At 73.2% G+C, this 16255-nt stretch carries 21 protein-coding genes and 1 pseudogene; 15 read left to right on the top strand and 7 right to left on the bottom strand.

Annotation, left to right across the window (positions count from 1 at the left end; translation table 11 throughout):
- Window positions 1-206: 206 nt before the first annotated feature.
- A complete protein-coding gene (locus tag ACFV61_RS15095; protein ID WP_380491993.1) occupies window positions 207-554 on the top strand; it encodes an ArsR/SmtB family transcription factor in 348 nt (115 codons plus the stop codon).
- Between the two features lie 79 nt (window positions 555-633).
- On the opposite strand, the gene ACFV61_RS15090 is transcribed toward ACFV61_RS15095, so the two are convergent.
- On the bottom strand, window positions 634-1629 hold the full coding sequence (locus tag ACFV61_RS15090; RefSeq protein WP_380491991.1) for a zinc-dependent alcohol dehydrogenase family protein: 996 nt from the start codon (window positions 1627-1629) through the stop codon (window positions 634-636).
- Window positions 1630-1884: 255 nt separating this feature from the next.
- On the opposite strand from ACFV61_RS15090, the gene ACFV61_RS15085 reads away from it, so the two are divergent.
- Window positions 1885-2910, top strand: coding sequence for a phosphotransferase family protein (locus ACFV61_RS15085; RefSeq protein ID WP_380491989.1), 1026 nt, complete (start codon window positions 1885-1887; stop codon window positions 2908-2910).
- A gap of 59 nt (window positions 2911-2969) precedes the next feature.
- On the opposite strand, the gene ACFV61_RS15080 is transcribed toward ACFV61_RS15085, so the two are convergent.
- Entirely contained in the window at window positions 2970-4103 is a 1134-nt protein-coding gene (locus ACFV61_RS15080; protein WP_380491987.1) for an FAD-dependent oxidoreductase, read from the bottom strand.
- Window positions 4104-4343: 240 nt separating this feature from the next.
- Between ACFV61_RS15080 and ACFV61_RS15075 the strand changes: the two genes are divergently transcribed.
- The 4 genes from ACFV61_RS15075 to ACFV61_RS15060 all read left to right on the top strand — a co-directional run bounded on the left by ACFV61_RS15075 (window position 4344) and on the right by ACFV61_RS15060 (window position 6861).
- Window positions 4344-5099: a DUF6879 family protein gene (locus ACFV61_RS15075; RefSeq protein WP_380480929.1), complete on the top strand. Its 756-nt coding sequence runs from the start codon at window positions 4344-4346 to the stop codon at window positions 5097-5099.
- A complete protein-coding gene (locus ACFV61_RS15070) occupies window positions 5096-5932 on the top strand; it encodes a helix-turn-helix domain-containing protein (RefSeq protein WP_380480926.1) in 837 nt (278 codons plus the stop codon). The genes ACFV61_RS15075 and ACFV61_RS15070 overlap by 4 nt, the downstream gene beginning before the upstream one ends.
- Before the next feature lie 87 nt (window positions 5933-6019).
- A complete protein-coding gene (locus ACFV61_RS15065; RefSeq protein WP_380480924.1) occupies window positions 6020-6244 on the top strand; it encodes a hypothetical protein in 225 nt (74 codons plus the stop codon).
- Window positions 6245-6357: 113 nt separating this feature from the next.
- Window positions 6358-6861, top strand: a complete 504-nt coding sequence (locus ACFV61_RS15060; RefSeq protein WP_380491984.1) for a DUF6879 family protein — start codon at window positions 6358-6360, stop codon at window positions 6859-6861.
- Window positions 6862-6935: 74 nt separating this feature from the next.
- Here the strand turns inward: ACFV61_RS15060 and ACFV61_RS15055 are convergent, their stop codons facing one another.
- Window positions 6936-8189, bottom strand: a complete 1254-nt coding sequence (locus ACFV61_RS15055; RefSeq protein WP_380491982.1) for an MFS transporter — start codon at window positions 8187-8189, stop codon at window positions 6936-6938.
- A 171-nt stretch (window positions 8190-8360) separates the two neighbouring features.
- Window positions 8361-8672 (bottom strand): helix-turn-helix transcriptional regulator, encoded by a 312-nt coding sequence (locus ACFV61_RS15050; protein WP_063352995.1) that lies wholly within the window; start codon window positions 8670-8672, stop codon window positions 8361-8363.
- A gap of 124 nt (window positions 8673-8796) precedes the next feature.
- Between ACFV61_RS15050 and ACFV61_RS15045 the strand changes: the two genes are divergently transcribed.
- From ACFV61_RS15045 to ACFV61_RS15015, 7 genes and pseudogenes are all read left to right on the top strand, one after another.
- The gene (locus ACFV61_RS15045) at window positions 8797-9723 is read left to right on the top strand and encodes a hypothetical protein (RefSeq protein WP_380491980.1); all 927 of its coding nucleotides are present in this window, start codon (window positions 8797-8799) and stop codon (window positions 9721-9723) included.
- Window positions 9724-9808: 85 nt separating this feature from the next.
- On the top strand, window positions 9809-10291 hold the full coding sequence (locus ACFV61_RS15040) for a hypothetical protein (RefSeq protein ID WP_380491979.1): 483 nt from the start codon (window positions 9809-9811) through the stop codon (window positions 10289-10291).
- Window positions 10292-10409: 118 nt separating this feature from the next.
- A complete protein-coding gene (locus ACFV61_RS15035; RefSeq protein ID WP_380339300.1) occupies window positions 10410-10952 on the top strand; it encodes a DUF1707 domain-containing protein in 543 nt (180 codons plus the stop codon).
- A gap of 162 nt (window positions 10953-11114) precedes the next feature.
- Window positions 11115-12230: a hypothetical protein gene (locus ACFV61_RS15030; protein ID WP_380491977.1), complete on the top strand. Its 1116-nt coding sequence runs from the start codon at window positions 11115-11117 to the stop codon at window positions 12228-12230.
- 190 nt (window positions 12231-12420) lie between these two features.
- On the top strand, window positions 12421-12948 hold the full coding sequence (locus ACFV61_RS15025) for a hypothetical protein (RefSeq protein WP_380491975.1): 528 nt from the start codon (window positions 12421-12423) through the stop codon (window positions 12946-12948).
- Between the two features lie 102 nt (window positions 12949-13050).
- A pseudogene (locus ACFV61_RS15020) lies at window positions 13051-13200 on the top strand (IS630 family transposase); the annotation flags it as partial.
- Window positions 13201-13249: 49 nt separating this feature from the next.
- Entirely contained in the window at window positions 13250-13828 is a 579-nt protein-coding gene (locus ACFV61_RS15015; RefSeq protein WP_380491973.1) for a maleylpyruvate isomerase N-terminal domain-containing protein, read from the top strand.
- 67 nt (window positions 13829-13895) lie between these two features.
- Here the strand turns inward: ACFV61_RS15015 and ACFV61_RS15010 are convergent, their stop codons facing one another.
- Genes ACFV61_RS15010 through ACFV61_RS15000 form a run of 3 tightly spaced genes read right to left on the bottom strand, consistent with a single transcriptional unit; the run spans window position 13896 to window position 14835 of the window.
- Window positions 13896-14090 (bottom strand): hypothetical protein, encoded by a 195-nt coding sequence (locus tag ACFV61_RS15010; protein ID WP_380378252.1) that lies wholly within the window; start codon window positions 14088-14090, stop codon window positions 13896-13898.
- Window positions 14087-14398 carry a hypothetical protein gene (locus ACFV61_RS15005; protein WP_380491971.1) on the bottom strand — a complete coding sequence of 104 codons (312 nt, stop codon included), beginning with the start codon at window positions 14396-14398 and terminating at the stop codon, window positions 14087-14089. The genes ACFV61_RS15010 and ACFV61_RS15005 overlap by 4 nt, the downstream gene beginning before the upstream one ends.
- A complete protein-coding gene (locus ACFV61_RS15000; RefSeq protein ID WP_380491969.1) occupies window positions 14395-14835 on the bottom strand; it encodes an ATP-binding protein in 441 nt (146 codons plus the stop codon). Before ACFV61_RS15000 ends, ACFV61_RS15005 begins: the two co-directional genes overlap by 4 nt.
- 262 nt (window positions 14836-15097) lie before the next feature.
- Here ACFV61_RS15000 and ACFV61_RS14995 point away from each other — a divergent pair, with 262 nt between their 5' ends.
- Window positions 15098-15961 (top strand): helix-turn-helix transcriptional regulator, encoded by an 864-nt coding sequence (locus tag ACFV61_RS14995; RefSeq protein ID WP_063353000.1) that lies wholly within the window; start codon window positions 15098-15100, stop codon window positions 15959-15961.
- Between the two features lie 24 nt (window positions 15962-15985).
- Window positions 15986-16195, top strand: coding sequence for a DUF397 domain-containing protein (locus ACFV61_RS14990; RefSeq protein WP_063353001.1), 210 nt, complete (start codon window positions 15986-15988; stop codon window positions 16193-16195).
- Window positions 16196-16255: the final 60 nt, after the last annotated feature.

The raw sequence follows: 16255 nt of genomic DNA, 5'->3' as shown, positions 1-16255 counted from the left end.
AGAGACAGGCGCGCGTGCGCGCACGGGGGCGGGCGGGGGCGCGGGGGTCGCGGGCGCGCCGGGGCGGGCGCGCGCGTGTTGCGGAGGTGTTGCGGTGGGCGTGGCGCACGGCGCGCTCGTAGTAGCGTCGAGGCGCGAAGTCGCGCACGCCGCGCGGCTTTTACCGAACCGGGACGGGGGTCGAGCGTTGGGAAGGGGTGGTGGGTGTGGGACGGGCACGCGTGGCGGCGCGGGTGATCGTGCACCCTGGTGTGGAGGACCTCAGGGTCCAGCAGGTGTTGGAGGCACTCGCGGACCCTGCCCGCAGATCGGTGGTGCGCCGGCTGGCCCACGCGGGTGCCGCGCTGAGCTGCGGCTCCTTTGATCTTCCGGTCTCCCGTTCCACCTCGACGCACCACTTCAACGTGCTGCGCCAGGCCGGACTGCTGCACCAGTACTACGTCGGCACCACCAAGATGAACTCGCTGCGCGCCGAGGAGTTGGAGGGCCGTTTCCCGGGCCTGCTGTCGGCGGTGGTCGCCGCCGCCGATGCCGAGGCCCGCACGGCGCTCTGAGCGGGCCGGCCCGTCCCGCGGCCGGCGGCCGTGGGGCGGGCCGGTTCTGGAAGGCTCGGCCCTGGTGGGGTCAGTGGGGTCAGTTCTGGACGGTGAGGACGATCTTGCCGACCTGGGTGCCGGCCTCCAGGTAGCGGTGGGCCTCGGCGATCCGGTCGAGGCCCTCGAAGACCCGGTCGACGGCGGGGGTGAAGGAGCCGTCGGCGAGCCCGGCGGTGACGAAGGCCTGCGCGCGGCGCAGCCGTTCGTCGTCGCGGGTCACCTCGTGCATGGAGTAGAAGCGGCTGGTGACGGGGGCGAAGGTGTCCTGGCCGGGCAGGGGGGTGTCGCGGGGGTCGAGGCGGCCGTAGACGATCAGGCGGCCGCCGGGGGCGATGGTGCGGGCGAGGGTGAGGACGCCGGGGCCGGCGACGGGGTCGAAGACGGTGCGCACGCCGGTGCCGGCGGTGATGGCGTCCACCCGGGCCACCAGGTCCTCCTCGCCGGTGACGATCACGTCGGCGGCGCCGGCGTCCAGGAGTTGCTGCTTCTTGGCGCGGGTGCGGGTGGTGGCGATGGGGACGGCGCCCAGGCGGCGGGCGGTGCGGATGGCGGCCAGGCCGGTGCCGGAGGCGGCGGCGGTGAGCAGGGCGTGGTCGCCGGGGCGCAGGTGGCCGTCCTCGGCGAGGGCGCCGTAGGCGGTCAGGTAGGGCATCCACACGGCCGTGCCCTGGACGTCGGTGAGGCCGGCCGGGTGGTGGACGACGGCGCGGGCGGGCACGAGGGCGTGGGTGCGGTAGACGCCGTAGTCGTTCTGGGAGAAGGCCGGGACGGTGTCGACCCGGTCGCCGGCGGCGAAGCCGGTGACGCCCTCGCCGAGGGCCTCCACGGTGCCGGCGGCCTCGTAGCCGGGGGTGGCGGGCAGTTTGGGCTCGTCGAGGTAGGCGCCGGCGCGGAAGAGGGCCTCGGCGCGGTTGAGGCCGATCGCGCTGACGCGGATGAGCAGTTCGCCGGGGCCGGGCACGGGGACGGCGGCGGCTCGCACGGTCAGGACCTCCGGTCCTCCGGTGCGGTCGAAGACGACGGTCCTGGACATGGCGTAACTCCCCTGCTGCGGCGGGCCGGTGGCGGTGCGACGTGCGGCGTGGCGTGCGGTGCGGCGTGCGGTGCGGCCACTTACGTAACCCGGTGCGCGGGGAACTGTCAAACTTCGACTGGTCTCGGAATAGTGGGCGGTCGGCGGGCGTTGACGGTGAGTTGACCCTGCGTCAGGCCCGGGGCCGCGCGGGCTGCGGGGGCGGGTGGGAACCCGGCATGGCGGCGGGCGGGCGGTGTTCGTATCCTTCGGCGGATGAACGCCTTCGCACCGCCGCACGAACCGCCGCACGAACTGCCGCACGAACCGTACGGGTCCTCGGGCCGGGACTGGGCCGCCACGCTGCGCTGGGTGGAGCAGGGCCTCCCCCCGGGCCACCGGGTGCGGTCGGTGACGGGCCTGCGCGGCGGCTGGACGTCGCGGATGCGGCGCCTGGACGTCGGCCCGGAGGGGGGTGCGGGCGAGGGCGGGGGCGGGTACGCGCTGGTGCTGCGTTCGTTCGTCAAGCCGTTCTACCTGCGCCACGCGCCCGCCCTGCTGACCCGTGAGGCCGGCGTGCTGCGGCTGCTCGCGGACGGCGGCGTGCCGGCGGCGCGGCTGCACGCCCTGGACGCGGCGGGCGAGTTCTGCGACCACCCGTCGCTGGTGATGTCGCTGCTGCCGGGCGGCGTACGGGTGGCGCAGGACGGCGACGTGGAGCGCCGCGCGGACCTGCTGGCCGGTCAGCTGGCCGCCGTGCACGCCCTCGCGGTGGCGCCGGGCGAGCGCCCCCGCGCCTTCGAGGCGTGGACGGCCCCGGATCGGGTGCGGGTGCCCGGGGCCACGGCGCGTCCCGGGGTGTGGCGGCGGGCGGTGGAGGTGATCCGCCGCGAGGCGCCCGCGTACCGGCCGTGCTTCCTGCACCGCGACTTCCACCCCGGCAACGTGCTGTTCACCGGGCAGGGCGCCGCGCTGGCCGTCAGCGGGGTCGTGGACTGGGTGGAGACCTCCTGGGGCCCGGCCGACCTGGACGTGGCCCACTGCTCCACCGCCCTGGCCCTGCTGCACGGCGTGGACACCGGCCTGGACTTCGCCGCCCGCTACCTGGCGGCCGGCGGCACGCTGGAGGCCGACCCGGGCGCGCACCTGTACTGGCGGCTGCTGGACGCGCTGGCGTTCGCCCCGGACGCGGAGAAGGTCGCCGTGCCGTGGCGGGAGCTGGGGCGCGGCGACCTGACGCCGGCCCTGCTGGGCCGGCGCCTGGAGGACTACCTGGAGGCGCTGCTCGACCGGTACGCCTGAGCGCCGCCCTGCGCCCGTTTGCCGGTGGGCGGTTCAGGTGGGCGGTTCAGGAGGGCGGTTCAGGAGGCCGCTTCGCCGTCGAGGAAGGCGGCGATCAGGGCCTGGGGGGTGTCGTCGCCGTTGAGGAGCTCGTGCATGTGCACGCCCTCGGAGGCGGCCTCGGCGCTGCGGGGGAACATGGCCCGCTCGTACGCGGCGAGGGCGGCCTCGGTGTCGCCGGGGTGCGCGGCCAGGGCCTGGCCGAGTTCGGCGCCGTCGAGCATGGCGAGGTTGGCGCCCTCGCCGTTGGGGGCGGTGAGGTGGGCGGCGTCGCCGAGCAGGGTCACCCCCGGCACCCGGTCCCAGCGGTGGGCGATCGGCAGGGTGTGGTGGGGGCGCAGGACCGGGGCGGTATCGCCGTCGGTGATCAGCGCGGTGAGTTCCGGTGCCCAGCCGTCGAACTGTGCCGCGATGCGGGCGCGTGCCGCGGCGGGGTCGGTGAAGTCGACGGCGGCGAACCAGTCCTGCGTCCTGGTGAGCATCACGTAGGTGTGCAGGGTGTCGCCGCTCTCCCGGTGGGCGAAGATCTCCGCGCCGGGCGAGGGCGCCATCATCGACCCGCCGCCGACCGCCTTCGCGGCGGCGAGGTGGCGGGTGTCGGCGTCGAACAGGTAGGTCTCGACGGACGACGTGCCGGTGTACTCGGGGGTGGCGGCGGACAGCAGCGGCCGCACCCGTGACCACGCGCCGTCCGCGCCGACCAGCAGGCCGGTGACGGCGGTGGCGCCGTCGGCGAACGCCACCTCGTGGCGGCCGGCGCCCAGGGCGCGGACGCCGGCGGCCTTGCGGCCCCACCGGACGGTGCCGGCCGGGAGCGAGTCGAGCAGCATCTGCCGCAGTTCGGCGCGCTGCACCTCGGGGCGCCCGCCCGTGCCGTCGTCGGCCTTGTCGAGCAGGACGCTCCCGTCCCGGTCGAGGATCCGCATCGCCTGGCGGCCCTCCAGCACGAGGGCCTCGAACTCGTCCATCAGGCCGGCCGCCCGGACGGCGAGCTGCCCGTTGTAGTCGTGGATGTCGAGCATCCCGCCCTGCGCACGCGCCGCCGGCGAGGCCTCCGCCTCGTAGACCGTGGACGCGATGCCGTGCAGGTGCAGCACGCGGGCCAGGGTCAGCCCGCCGAGTCCGGCGCCGATGATCGTGATGTCGGTGGTCATGGTGGTTCCCTGTCTGTCGCACGCCTGCCGGATGGGCACCCGGCCTGTCCCCGGAAAGCTCCCAGGGCCCACCGGCACACCACTGACAGGCCACCGGCACCCGGCTCACACCCCCGGCATCCGGCCGTCACCACGCCCGCGTTGGACCGTCATGAGAATCATCGAGAATCACGCCTCCCGGAGCGCCGGTTGAGGCCGATCATGGGAGGACCTTCCTGTCCGCCGTCGAGAGGAACAACCATGGCAAGGCGGCTGCGCGTCATCGGTAGCACCTCGGGTGTCGGCGACTGCCCGACGCTGTACGAGGACGTGGACACCGGCGAGGTGGTCGTGCAGGGGTACGCCGTGACGGACCCCGAGGACGTGGCGCAACTCATGCACGTGAAGGACGATGAGGGCTTCGTAGTCGTGCCCCGCGAACTGCTGGTGCGGTTCGCGCCGAAGGAGTCAACGCCGGTGCCGGAGTTCGTACCGCAGCAGCGGATCACCGAGTTCATCAACGACGGTTTCGAGCACACCGCGTGGCGGTTGGAGACAAGGGCGGGATACCTCTCCGACAAGCTGACGCCCTCCTACGCCGAGTTCCTTCGGACGGGGGACAGCGCCGGGGAGGTCGGGCACCCCTGGTTCGAGAACGTGCGCCGCATGATCGGCAAGGGCAAGAGGTTCGAGCGGGTGCGCCTGGTGGACGATCCGCCGACCGAGGGGCAGCGGTACCTGCTGGCGTGTGCCCGGACCAACGTGGCGGCCGGTGAGGACATCCGGTGCATGTGGCGTTCGGAGGCCGAGGCGGCCGGGCTGGCCGGGCTGTCGGACTTCTGGCTCTTCGACTCCCGCACGGTCGCGCGCTTCCACTTCGAGGGGGAGCGCACCGTGGGAATGGAGTTGGTCACCGACCCGCTGGAAGTCCTCCGTGCCTGCCAGACGCGTGATGCCGCCTGGCACCACGCGAGGCCCTACGCGCAGTTCCGGGCTCAGGTACCTTCCGACATGTGAGCACCGACTATCAGCAGGCGCGGTCTGCTCTTGGTGCCCGGATGCGTGAACTCCGCACCGAGTGCGGGTTGTCCGGACGCGCCTTGGCCGTGCGGCTGGGCTGGCCCCAGTCCAAGGTCAGCAAGTTGGAGAACGGCAGGCAGTCTCCCACCAGGGCCGACGTGGTCGCCTGGGCCGAGGCCGTCGGCCGGCCCGACGCCGGCGCCGAACTGGTGGGCCGGCTGCGGACGGTGGAGACCCAGTACCGGTCGTGGCGGCGCCAGCTCGCCGGCGGTGTCCGGCCGGTGCAGGAGGCGCACGCCGCGCAGGGGAAGCGGACCGGCGACCGGCGGTCATTCGACCCGACCCTGGTTCCCGGCCTGCTCCAGACCGCCGAGTACGCGCGAGCGGTCCTCACCCGGTACACCAGGGTCCATCCGTCGATCCGCGACGTCGAGGCCGCGACAGTAGCCCGCATGGAGCGTCAGAGGGTTCTCAACGACCGGTCGCGGTCGTTCCACTTCCTGGTGTGGGAAGGCGCCCTCGTCTCCCGGCTCTGCCCGCCGGCCGTACTGGCGGACCAGCTGGAGTCCCTGGCCCCCTGGCTTGCTCGTGGGAACGTCCGGCTCGGGATCGTGCCGTTCGATGCCGATCTCAGAGTGCCCGCGGGAGTCGGATTCTCCATCCACGACGGCGCGTTGGTCATCACCGAGTCCTGGCACGCGGAGATGTGGTTGGACGATCCGGCGGACGTCGCGCTTCACATCCGGGCGTGGGAGGCCCTGGCGCAGAGCGCCGTCTACGGCCCGTCAGCCCATCGGGTGATTGTCCGGGCGCGCCGGTCGCTGCTGTGAGAATCACCGGGAATCACCTCCGCCCGGCTCCGGCCGCCGCCCCTACCTTCGTGGTGACGGAAACCCCACCGGTCAAGGGAGTGGCACATGTCGGGTCTTGAGCCGACTGGACAGTCGGAACGGGTGAGCGCCGGGGAGTCGGCGGCGAACGATCTGAGGGAAGCGCTACGCGCTGCCGGGATCTCCACCCTCGTCCGTGGCGGCCCGGACGTGTTCACGGATTCCAGCTTCTCCTGGGTGGCCCTGGGACACCTCAAGGAGGCCGAGGCCGCCGTGCTCGCCACCCTGATCCGCAAAGCCCTGGGCACGTGAGCGCGGCACCGCAAGGGGCCCCCGACCGCCGGGAGGCGAAGCCGCCCCGCCGGACCCCGACGAGCGGTTCGGCCGTCCGAGCTGTCCCCGGAGGAACGCAGGCGCCGTCGAGCGTGCCCGACTTCGCCGAGCTGCTCGGGCGGTGCCGGCGGTCCGCCGTCCATCTGGAGCTGCGGGACTCCTACGCCCCGACAGAGCGGTTCGAGGCGTGGCGGCGCGGCGAGCGGATCGACTGGGAGGACCGCGGGTCCTGGTGGCATCCCTATGACCAGTTGATCACGGACACGGTGGTCCGGGGCGTGGCCGTGCGCCGGGCCCGGGTCGTCTCCGAGCCCGTGTCCGCGTACATCCGGTGGGAGCACTACGTCACCCACGCCAACGTCACGGCGGGCGAGGAGGTCCGCTGGCTGCCCCGGCGACGGGCCACGGGCATCCCCCTGCCGGGCAACGACTTCTGGCTGTTCGACGACGCGCTGCTCCGGGTGCACCACTTCTCCGGCGACGGCGCGGTGGTCGAGGACGAGATCACGGCGGACCCGCAGACCGTCAAGCTGTGCGCCACCGCGTTCGAAGCGGTCTGGGAGCGAGCGGTCCCGCACCACCTGTACGGAATCTGACGAAGGCCGGGCCTGCGTGCCCGCGCACCCCTCTGCGAGCGTCCAGCAGGCCCGCGAAGTCCTGGCCGGCCGGCTCAGACGGTGGCGGGCGGTGCGTCCTGCGCCTGCGGCGCCGGGGCGGTGGCGGCGGTGGGGGCGCCGGGGCCCAGGCGGCGGCGGAGCAGGACGGCGGCCAGGGCGGCGAGGGCGAAGCCCGCTCCGGCCCAGGGCAGGTGGCGGGCGCCGGCGGTGGAGACGACGAGGCCGCCCACCGCACTGCCGGCGGTGATGCCCAGGTTGGAGAAGGAGATGAACAGGCTGTTGCCGAACTCGGGTGCGTCCTGGGCGTCGCGGGCCAGCCAGCTCTGGCTGACGACGAGTCCGCCGGAGTGCACCGCGCCCCAGAGCAGGACGCCGGCGGTCATCGGCGCGGGCCAGGGGCCGATCGCGTAGAGCAGGGCGTAGAGGAGGACGTAGAGGGCGGGGAAGGCGGTGACGGTGCGCAGCAGGTCGCGTTCCAGGAGGCGGCCGAAGAGGAGGTTGCCGAGGACCATGACGATCCCGAAGGCCATCAGCGCGGCGCCCACCAGGGAGGCGCTCAGGCCGGTGACGTGTTCCAGGTATTCGGCGAAGTAGCCGTAGACGGAGAACATCGCGGCGAACACGCACACGACGGCCAGGACCGACAGCCACAGCCGGCCCCGGCGCAGGATGGCCAGCTGGCCCCGGTAGGAGGGGCGCCGGCCGGCGGGCGCTGCGGGGGTGGTGGGGGTGGTGGGGGTGGTGGGCGCTGCGGGGGTGGAGGGCAGGAGGAGCAGGACGCCCAGGCAGGCCAGCAGGTTGACGCCGGCGCCGAACCAGAACGCGGCGGCCAGGCCCGCGTGTTCGGCGAGGTAGGAGGTGAGCGGCACGCCGAAGGCGAAGCCGAGGGTGACGCCGGCGAAGACGGTGGTGGCCGCCCGGGTGGCGCGGTGTGCGGGGACCAGGTTGGCGGCGGTGGTGAGGGCGACGGCGAAGAAGACGGGGTGGAAGAGCGCGGGCAGGATCCGGAAGGCGAACATCACGGCGAAGTCGTCGGTGAGCGCGTACACGGCGTTGGAGAGCGCGAAGACGGCCAGGGCGCCCGCCAGGACGGCCTTGCGGCGCAGGCCGGAGGCCAGCAGGGTGCCGAACGGCCCGGTGGCGGCGACCACGAGGGCGAAGACGCCCACCAGCCAGCCGGCGGCGGAGGGTGTGACGCCGAGGTCCTCGGAGATGCGGGGCAGGACGCCGACGACGCCCATCTCGGTGGTGATGATCCCGAACACTCCCAGGGAGAGCGTCAGGACGGCGGGGCCGGTCTTTGCCATGTGCTGCCTCCGTCCGCCCGGTGCGCGGGGTGTGCGGGCGCACGGCACCCGCCCCCCCCCACGCACAGGGCTACAAATCTAGATAGTTAGATGGAATGGGGCGAAAAGGAAGGGCGCAGCCCGGGCCGCCCCGGCGGGGGCGGTGGGGTGCGCCCCTGAGGGGGCGGAGCGTCAGAGTTCGTCGCGGGCGTAGGCGGCGAACGCGGCGATCGTCTCCTCGTCGCGGCGGTAGAAGGTCCACTTGCCGACGCGTTCGGACACCAGCAGTCCGGCGTCGCGCAGGATCTGCAGGTAGCCGGAGACCACGGACTGGGCGAGCCCGGACTTCTCCCGGATGTCCGTCACGCACACGCCGATGTGGAAGCCCACGCCGCGTTCGCGGTAGTAGTCCTCGTCGAAGTAGCGCTCGGGCGTCTTGAGCCAGCGCAGGAAGTCCGCCCGCGCCGGATTGGCGAGCGCCTTGTGAACGGCCAGCGGATCCACCGCGCACTCCCTTCGCCCGACCCTCGACCAGATGACGCATCCAATATTCTAGATGTGAAGAAACGTGTCAACCCGGGCCGGGCGGGCCGACACGGGCCTGCCCGCCTGCGCCTAGGATCGGCCGGTGCACCGGAGGAATCTGACAGCGGCCGACGGCGAATCCTGGGGCGGCCTGGGCCTGGAGCTCCCCCCTGCCACCGAACCGGGGCTGCGGCCGCGGACGGCGAACGGGAACCTGATCGTCCTGTCGCAGGGTCCGCGGGTGGTGCTCACCGGCAGGATCGACGACGACCGGTGCGGCGTCGAGTACTCCCGCACGGACCACTACCGCTCCCCCATCACCCCCCTGCGGGCCGCCGAGGCGTGCGCGATCGCCGAGGCGTGCGCGGTCGCCGGGCCGGGAGGGCCGTCCTGGTACGCCCGCTGGGCGCACCGCTTCGCCGGCGCCCTGCACGCCCGCGCCGCCGGCCCGCTCCACGAGGGGCGGTGGGTGCTCTCCCCGCGGCTCGCCCGCGAGGGGATGGCACCGGCCGCAGGCGGGCCGGGCGGCCAGTGGCGTTCCCTGCTGCTCGACGGCCATCCCGACGGCTACATCGACTGGTTCGACGGCTCGTGGCGGGTCATGCCGCTGCGCCGGATGCCGCCACCCGGCGACCCCCGGGTGAAGGCCTGCCGCAAGCAGGCCCGGGAGGGCATCCTGGCGCCCGTCCTGCTCTGGTGGTTCAGCGGGCTCAACTGCCATGTGGTCCTGGACGGCCACGCCCGCCTCGGCGCCGCCATCGCCGAGAACCGCGAGCCGGCGGTACTGGTGCTGTCCCGCGCACCGTCCCGGGAGCAGACCGGGGCCCGGACGGACAGCGCCCTGTCGACCTACCGCCTCACCATGTCCCTCCTGGACGGTCCGCATCCGGTGACGGACCGCCAGGGCCTGGCCGGGGCGGCGGGCCGCCTGCTCGCCGCCCAGCTGCACAGCCTCAAGGCCGACTACGCGCCCACCCGTGCATGGCCGTTGCCGTCAGGCCCACCCGCCCCGCCCCGGCCGGTGCCGTGAGGCCCACCCGCCCGGCCCCGGTCGTTGCCGTGAGCCGCCGAAACGACGTGGCGCCCGGGCACCGCCGTGCCGCAGGATCGGCCCCGTGGAAACAGTGATGCAGTGGGTCCGCACGTCATGGACCGGACAGTCCCGGGGCGGACCCGAAGCCGCCCGGCGCAACGCGGCCCCGACCGCCTTCTTGCTGCCGCCCGGCTCACCGCCCCTCGTCCACGAGGTCCGGATGCACGAGGCCGACGGCTTCCGGCCCCGCTCCCTGACGCACGAGAGCACACCCGGCTCCCGCACGGACACCGGCGTGCTCCTCCAGGAGGCCGGCCACCTGCTGCGGGTCCAGCTCGTCGCGACGCCCTTCGGCATGCCGCGCCGACGGCGCCGCCCCCCGGCAGTGCGCCTGGCCCGCGGGCAATGGCTGCGCTGGCAGATCAACTACCGCTTCGCCCACGCACACGACGGCGCGTGGACCTACCGGCTCGACACGCTCAACATCGCCCACGGCCCGGCACCTGCCGACCTCTTCCTGGGCACCCCCACCCTGCGCGTCAGCGAACTCGCCGCCCTGCGCTGACCGCACGCCGCCCGACGCGGGGCCGCGATCCTGCGCGCACCGGCTCCGCGCGGCACCGGCCGTACCCGCCAGGGGCCTTGGCTGACTCGCGGCGCAGGCGCGGCGCTAGGCTGTGGCGGTGACCTCGCTGCCGGAAGACCTCTCGCCCCTGGCCGGCGACGACGACCGCGACACGGCCGTGCAACGCCTGCAAGAGGCGTACAGCCAAGGGCGCATCTCCCACGAGGAGATGGACGAACGCCTCGACCAGGCGCTCACCGCCAGGACGCAGGGCGCACTCGCGCGGTCCCTGGCCTCGCTCCCCGAGCCGGGCGCGGGCACCGAGACGACGATCGGCGCCGCCACGGGACGCATCCGGCGCAGCGGCGCCTGGCGGGTGCCCCGGACCCTCAAGGTCGCCTCCGCGCTCGGCAGGGTGCACCTGGACCTGTCCCGGGCGGTCTTCGAGCACCCGGTCGTCGACATCGAACTGCAACTCGGCACCGGCGGCGCCAGGATCACGGTGCCCCACGACGCGGTCGTCGACATCGAGGGCATGCACGCCGGCTGGAAGGAGGCCCGCTACAAGCCCCCGCGGCACCCCACCCCCGGCGGCCCCACCATCCGGATCTCCGGGACCACCGGGTTCGGACGGCTGAAGGTCCGCCACGCGCGGCGCTGAGGCCCCGGCCCGGCCGACCGGCGCCGCAACTGGATCAGGGCGACGACGCGGTGGTCGTGCTGCGCGAACAGCGGTGTGACCGCCGGGGGACGGCCGTGCGGGCCGCAGCGTCCCGCTCGCCGCGCCGTCGGCCCGACCGGCCTCCTCCCTAAGATGGGCTGCATGCGTGAACTGACCTCCGCTTCCTCGCCGGTCGAGTGGCGGATCGACACGGCCTCCGGCGCTCGGCTGGTCACCCTGAGGGACGAGGGCGGGCTGTCGTTCCGCAGCGTCTGCGGTGGAGCGGGCGAGGCGGTGGTGGTCGCCGCCAACCGGCACAGGGCGGACGGCGGTGACGACACCCTCTACCTGACGGTCGGTCCGGACGGTGTGGAGGAGATCACGGTGGAGCACGAGGGCGTCAATCCCGCCCTGTACACCGGCCCGGACGGCAACCCCTGGGCTCGGATGTCCGTGCTCCAGGACGGCGTGGACCAAGAGCCCGACACCCTCCTGCCGTTGCGGGGACGGGGCAGGTGGGAACAACCGCCGCGCACCTCCGCCTTCGCGGGCGACTTCGTCGGGTGGATCGGCGACCGTGCCTTCTGGCACCTGGACGACGTCTTCGACGAACGCCGGCCGTCCCGGGTCCAGGCGGCAGACCTGGAGTCCGGCGCCGGCGGGCCCCGGTGGCGGGTCCGCCGCCCGGTGCGGCTGCCGTTGCCTCAGTCGCAGTACGCGGTGGTATGCACCGACGGGGCGCAGCTGGCAGTACTCGCGCTGGACGCGGATCCGGCGGGACCCGCGACGCTGCGCATCCTCACCCCGGACACCCTCGCCGTCGAGCGGGAACGTCCCGTCCTGCGGGACCCCGAGGAGGCGTTTCTGCTGCTCGCCGAAGCCCACTCCGACGGCTCGGCGCTGCTGTACTCCGTCGCCGACGACGGCCGGGTCAGCGCGGTCCGCCTCGACGGCACCGGCGCCCGGTCCACTGCTCCGGCCGGCGTTCTGCCGGACGGGCCCTTCGCGGTCTGGCCGGTCCACGGCCCCGGGCACCACGCGCTGCGCTTCACGACGGAGCACACGAACGGCCTGCTGGTCCTGGACGGCGCCACCCCGGTCGCGCTGTGGGCCGGCGCTCCAGACCGCTACCGCGACTCCGTCACGGGACGCGAGACGCGCTTGGGAGCCGACTGGGGACTGCCGGTCCTCGTCGGCGCGGCCGCGAGCGGCAGGAGCCACGCGCTGCTCCTACGACCCGAGGACGACCGGACCCGGCTGGCCGTCCTGTTCGGCTAGGTCCAATGCCACTGACTTAACAGCGATCACGAGCCGCTGACCTGTGGCGATGCCTCGGTCGGAGGGTCGCGGAGGACCGCAAAGTCAGTGGCATTGCGGCTAGGCCCTGTCCGGCCGATCTTGGCGGATCAGCCCGCGGAGCGCCCCGGTGGTACTTTCGCCGGACCTCTCGGAAGGGGTGGACAGACAGATGGACGGGGACATGCGGCGGGCGGCCGTCGCGGCGCTGGCCGAGCTCGGGCGCAGCCGCGACTACCGCGACCGGGCGGACGCCGGTCGCGCCCTGGCAGGCTTCGCCGAGCTGCGGGAGGCCCGCGGGCCGCTGCTGGCGCTCGTGCTCGACGCAGGCGACACCTTCGTCACCCGGGTGAGCGCACAAGCCCTGCTGCGGCGAAACGACCTGGCCGGGCTGGCGATCGTCGCGTCCGCACTGGCAGTGGCCGACGACAACCACGGCGACTGGATCCACACCGCGGTCGCCGACGTGTTCGGCATCGTCGCCGACGACCGGGACGACGCGGTACGGCTGTGCGAGGAGCTGTCGCGGGCCGCCGACGACCGCGTCGCCCTGGGGGCCCGTCGGCTGCGCGACAGTCTGGCCGGGATCGATCCCGTTCTCCGCCCCGCAGCAGCGCGGGACAGACGCCAGCGCTCTGACCGCATAGGTTCACCGGCCTCCTGCCTGGGCGAAGGCTGGGGCCGATTGGACGGGGGCTGACATCCCATCCAATGTGTGGAGGCGTGGTGGCAGAACCGGTCAGGGTCCGCAGACTGACTGATCAGGAGGGCCGCGCTCAAGTCGATCCGCGCCGCCCGCCCCGTCCAGAACCGTGAACTGCACCGCCGCCTCCGTTGGCGCAACGCCAACGCCCGCCACCCCGACGTCCTGGCCGCCCAACGCCGTGAACGCGCACGCATCCGCAGCGAGAAGGGCCTCCGCCGGGGCGGACGCCCCCTCGCAAGCGCGGCAGCCCAACCGTGGCGGATGAACCCTCCTGTCGCAGCCGTAGCATCGCCGGATGCGCTACATCGACAACCGAGACGTCAACGAGGCCGTGACCGAGATGATGCGGGTACTTGGCCCGCACGACGCGGAGGACTGGTCGGTACCGGCAGGTCCGCTGGAATGGAGCTGCTGGACGACGGCCGCCCACATCGCCCATGACCTGCTGGCCTACGCCGGGCAGATCGCCGCACGCCCGACGGACGCCTACCTGCCCTTCGACCTCGCCGTCCGCCCGGACAGCTCCCCACGCGAGGTGCTCCAGGTGGTCACCGCCTGCGCAGGGCTACTCGGCAGTGCCCTGGCCACGGCCGGCCCGGAGGCGCGGGCCTGGCACTGGGGCCCTTGCGACTCGTCAGGCTTTGCGGCAATGGGTGTCGCCGAGGTGCTCCTGCACACCCACGACATCACCCAGGGGCTGGGCGTGCCATGGCTGCCCCCGGCGCCGCTCTGCGCGGCGGTACTCCACCGGCTCTTCCCCGAAGCTCCACCCGGCGACCCGGCCCATGTCCTCCTCTGGTGCACCGGCCGGGGCGATCTGGAAGACCGCCCCCGCCGCACCTCATGGATCTGGCGCGCGGCAGTGGCCGAGTGATCAGACCTCTCGCAGGAAGACTTAGAGGCGCCCCCATCCACGGCGAACGGTCCCGGTCACAACACAACTAGCGCGAGGGCGCCTGGCGGGCGGCGCGGTCGGCGACGGCCCGCAGCAGGGCCTCGGCACTGCCCGGGGCGGCCGCCCAGCGCCGTATCTCGGCGTGGGCGGCGCGGCGCCCCGGACTCAACGCCCGCACGGGCAGGGAGAACTGGCCGCGCAGGCACCACCACCTCACGACCCGGGCGCAGCTGCGCCTCACCTCGGGTCCGGGAGCTCGTCGATGCCGTCAGCGGGGCGCAAGTGGATGGGGTGGGCGTGGATGCCGACGAAGGCGATCGTGCGCAGCGCGCCGAAGTCGGTCAGCCGGCGGGAGATGAGGGCGGTGGATTCGGGGGCGAACAGGTCGGCGAGGTAGGCGGCGTGGTCGTCGTCGAGGGGAAGGCGGGCCAGGGCGGTGCGCACGGCCGCCAGGGCGTCGGCGAGCCGGGTGAAGGTGGCGGTCTCGGTGACGCCGCCGATCTCGACGGTGACCGGGTGCGGGTAGTCGCGCGGCGCGATGGTGGTCACGCGGCGGCGCCGCTCCGGGGTCCGAGGACCGCCCACACCGCCTTGCCGACCCCGCCCGCGCACGGTCGGCAGCCCCATTGGAGGGCGAGTTCGGACACCAGCCACAGCCCCCGCCCGCATTCCTCGTCCCCGTTGACGCGACGCAGCACGGGCTGCCGGGAGTCGGCGTCGTGGACCTCGATCCTGAGGTCGTCGGCCGAGAGGGCGAAGCGCACGAACAGCAGCCGGTCGGACGGGGTGCGGGCGTGCTGGACGGCGTTGGTGACGAGTTCGCCGAGCACCAACCCGGAGTAGTCGAAGAACAGTTCACCCCCCTGGTGGTCGGAGAGGAAGCCTCGCAGCAGTCCCCGCGCGGTGGGCACGGACTTCTGGTGGCGCGACAGCCAGCAGGAGTACTCCCCCGCGACGGGGGGCGGGATCTTCAGCGTTTCGGACATGGCGACGCCTCCTCGGCGGCGGAGCGGGAAAGCGTGATCCGGGCACGTGAGGCAAGGCCCGAGGACCGTCGGCGGGCATGGGGATGCCCGGGTGACGATCCATCAAGATCACGCTGTGTCTTTCATGGACTACTCCCTGTAGCATGCCACTGCGCCAATGCCGTCTGCAACAAGAACGACTGCAACCGTGCAGATTTGCGAGGCGCGTGGCCCCGACGGTCCGTCACGGGGCAGACTGGGCAGTTCAAGGGAGGAATCGCGCATGACCGACGAACCGAGGCCGACCGTCCGCGGCCGCCGCCTGGGGTCGGAGCTCCGTCGGCTCCGGGAATCAGCGAACAGGACCACCGAGGACGCCGCATCCGCGCTCGCGTGCTCGCGCGCGAAGATCAGCCGGATAGAGACCGGCGCGGTCGGGATCCGCCGACTGGACCTCGGCGTCCTGATGGACCTGTACGGCGTCACGGAGCCGAGGGACCGCGATTCCCTTGAGACGCTGGCCCGCGACAGCAAGAAGCGCGGCTGGTGGCACGACCACGGCGATACGATCCCGCCCGCCTATGTGGACTTCCTCGATCTGGAAGCAGACGCTCGCTACATCCGGAACTGGCAGCCACTGGTCCTGCCAGGCCTGTTGCAGACCGAGGACTACACCCGCGCTCTGCTTCAGGCCAACCCGGCTGTTGTCCGCCCGGAACGCATCGACCAGTTGGTCAGGCTCCGGATGGAACGCAAGGAGGTTCTGACCAAGCCCGATCCGGCCCGACTCTGCGCGATCATCTGGGAGCCGGCCCTCCGATGCCCGGTGGGCGGCGCCGATGCACACCGCGCGCAACTGGGCTACCTCGTCGAAGCGGCGCAACTCCCCAACGTCACCTTGCAAGTGGTTCCGCTCGACATCGGTCCGACCGCTGGCGCCTGCGGGGCATTCGTGATGTACGGATTCACTGGCTCCCCTACCTCGGGAGCAGTGTTTCTGGAGAATCTGACGAGCAGCCATTACCTGGAACGAGAGGCAGAACTCGACGGCTACGGGCTCGTCTTCGAGGACCTGCGATCGTCAGCCCTGAACCCCGCCCAGTCGCTGGATATGATCACCGCAATCGCGGCAGAGACAGCGAGTTAAGAGATCAGACAAGAGGGTGAGCGCATGACCAAGCCGAAGATCTCCGCTCGGGGCTGGTACAAGAGCAGCTACAGCGCACAGGCGAACGAGTGCGTCGAGGCGGGGAACGTCGTCGCTGGCGGCATGGCCGTCCGCGACTCGAAGGACCCCAGCGGCCCGGCCTTGGTCTTCCCGGCCGACGCCTGGTCCGCTTTCCTCACCGGGGTCAAGGCCGGCGACTTCCCCACCGCCTGACCCGCCAGCCACCCCCGGGGGGGGGGGGGGCGGCCGGCGCGACGCGCGCCCGCAGAGGCG

This window comes from Kitasatospora sp. NPDC059817, assembly GCF_042731835.1.
GTDB lineage: Bacteria > Actinomycetota > Actinomycetes > Streptomycetales > Streptomycetaceae > Kitasatospora.
The sequence above is the reverse complement of the archived record's forward strand: the minus strand, read 5'-3'. Positions and strand labels throughout refer to the sequence as shown.